General features: G+C 40.5%; 3 protein-coding genes. 1 reads left to right on the forward strand and 2 read right to left on the reverse strand.

Annotation, left to right across the window (positions count from 1 at the left end; all coding sequences use genetic code 11):
- Positions 1-312: 312 nt before the first annotated feature.
- Positions 313-543 carry a hypothetical protein gene (locus WBL83_RS00005; protein ID WP_424587206.1) on the forward strand — a complete coding sequence of 77 codons (231 nt, stop codon included), beginning with the start codon at positions 313-315 and terminating at the stop codon, positions 541-543.
- Positions 544-1,182: 639 nt separating this feature from the next.
- On the opposite strand, the gene WBL83_RS00010 is transcribed toward WBL83_RS00005, so the two are convergent.
- Positions 1,183-1,392, reverse strand: a complete 210-nt coding sequence (locus WBL83_RS00010; RefSeq protein WP_424587207.1) for a hypothetical protein — start codon at positions 1,390-1,392, stop codon at positions 1,183-1,185.
- Positions 1,389-2,323 (reverse strand): protein rep (locus WBL83_RS00015; protein ID WP_424587208.1); only part of this gene is annotated, 935 nt, incomplete at its 5' end. The genes WBL83_RS00015 and WBL83_RS00010, both read right to left, overlap by 4 nt.

Genomic DNA, 2,323 nt, shown 5'->3' on the forward strand with positions numbered 1-2,323 from the left:
TCGGATGCAAATTCTAGAAGGCTAAAATCGCGCCTTGTGATGTGTTGTTTCTCGACAATTCAACCCTATCACAAAGCGCTTTTTTTTTACACTTTTTTTTCAACTTAAAAAACACCCTAAAATCAAAGATAAATGGCTTTATACCAATGTTTTCGTCGCGACAGGTCATCCAAAAAATAAAATGACGTTATTTCTGTTAGTATCAAGAATAGAAAGATTAAGTTCAAAAACCCAAGACAAAACCGCTCGGAAACTCCAGTTTCCCTGCGGTTTTTTTTGCGTAGTATACTTCTCGAAAAGGAGGTGAGCAAAATGGCAATTATCATACGCATGATCGATGGAACTGAATACAGATCTAGCGAAGATTCAACTCTCGAAGAATTCTACGCAGAAGCAATGGATCATACCGAAGATTTCGTTCGGTTCGATGCTGTCGTCAAAAACAAAAATATACCTACGATGATTTTGAAATCGAATATCATTTCGGTTCAAGATCGAGTAATAACTCCAGCAAGAGTTGTTCAAAGACCACGTAATTTTTGATTGACTCGCTTTTTATTCCGCAGCCAAATTGATTTGTGAGCCTCTGCCCCTTAACAACCCAAAACCAAGCCCTCCAGGGAAAATTCACCCTGAAGGGTCTACTGGTTTGAGTATGTTTAAGGGGCCACTCACAATTCAATCAGGCTTTACGGCATAAATCGCTTTGACTAATGCCTAGCATCGATCACGTGGTAACGTGATTCTTTTGTTTTTTCGAGTAGGAAAAACGGAGATTTAATTCAACGGTAGTTGACCCATTTGCGCCATTCGAAGAATTGGTGCGTAGATGGGCACTCCGAATTTTTCTTCGTGATCGTGAAGTTGGTTTGTCAGTATTCGTTTTTTTCAGAACGTAATTTGCCACTCACTCGTTTTAGTGCGAGTGCCCACTTACGCACCATGAATAAATTCATGTGCAAATGGGTCAACTACCGTTGAGAAAAAACTTGAAAATCTACCGCTTTTCACAAAAAAAAGAACTCTTTTGGAGTTCTTAGCGTGATATTGATTCAAAATAACGTCTAGAACGCTTTAAATGCCGTTTTAACGCTTTTCTCGTTCTTGGTATGATAAATCCCCTTCGGAAACGTCAGAAACGATTCTAAGGCGTTTAAATTGCGTTTAAAACAAAAAACAGAATCATTTCTCGTCTTTTTTGTTCATGGACTCCATCAATTCGTCTTCGTATTTCGCCAGCAAGTTCATTTCTCTTTTCTGTTTTGCTTTTCGATTTTTGTACCCGTCACTCTGTCGTGAATCTTTGTAGATCGCCACAAGTTTTTTGTAATCAATGTCATAACCATGCTTTTGTAATTCCTCGACAAAGAAACGATCACCGTTCAACATCATGACTTTTTATCCCCTTTGTTTTGATTACTCAAGTAATAATTTTCTCGTTGCCAATTCCAATATGCGACGACTCGATAGGCTTCTTCGCCAATCTCTTCTTCCTCGTCACCAGTCTTGATTAAATCCCCGTCCTCTGGATTATCGAGATTCAATTCCTTGTGCAATTCTTTCAGCAATCCACCATACGCGATCCGTCTTTTTCGGTGCAATCCTTTTTCTAGATCCTTGACCACCATGAGGTTATGTTCAACATCATCGGTCAGGTAATCACTCGCCTTAACGGGATACTTTGCCGTCTCGTCGATTGCCGAATGGAGATCAGATTTTTTCTTGTTTTTCGCTTTAACGGTTTGGATATTAACGATTGGCAGGTAATTCAGTTTCATCGCCTTTTGCCATAACTCACGCCACTGTTTGGCGTTGATATAGTTCTCTGTATTCTTGAAATACGTGGATTCAACACAAATCAGAATGTGCATGTGCTGATTGTATGTCCCGTCCTTTTGATTGACCGTCACTTCCGTAGCACGCATGAATCCTATAAGGTTTTGCGAAACTTTCTTGTAACCACACAATCTCCTAAATCCTTCGGACATATCACGCAAGCTTTGGTCGAGAGTGTCGCCATCAATGGCGTTCCGAACGCTTAACGTCAGGAATAACCACCTTGCTTTCGGCTTTCGTTTTACGACTTCCGCCACGATCTTTCTAGTTTGGCTGCTGTGCTTCATCGCTCTCCTCCAGTTACACATCGAACACAATGGTGACTTGCAAAAATAGGCTTTCGCCAACTTAAAGTGACCCTCACCATTCGCACTAAATTCAAGGACGCTTCCGCAATCTCGTACTCGTGACGATTTCTTAAATTCTAAAAGGTGCAACAACTCATAATAACTGACTGTAGAAATTTTCTTCTCACGCCATGGACGAG

The organism is Buttiauxella sp., from assembly GCF_049686335.1.
Classification (GTDB): Bacteria; Pseudomonadota; Gammaproteobacteria; order Enterobacterales; family Enterobacteriaceae; genus Buttiauxella.

What these genes read in the sequence shown, in the direction of transcription:
- WBL83_RS00005 (WP_424587206.1), top strand. Translation starts at nt 313, where the DNA reads ATGGCAATTATCATACGCATGATCGATGGAACTGAATACAGATCTAGC.
- WBL83_RS00010 (WP_424587207.1), bottom strand. Translation starts at nt 1,392, where the DNA reads ATGATGTTGAACGGTGATCGTTTCTTTGTCGAGGAATTACAAAAGCAT.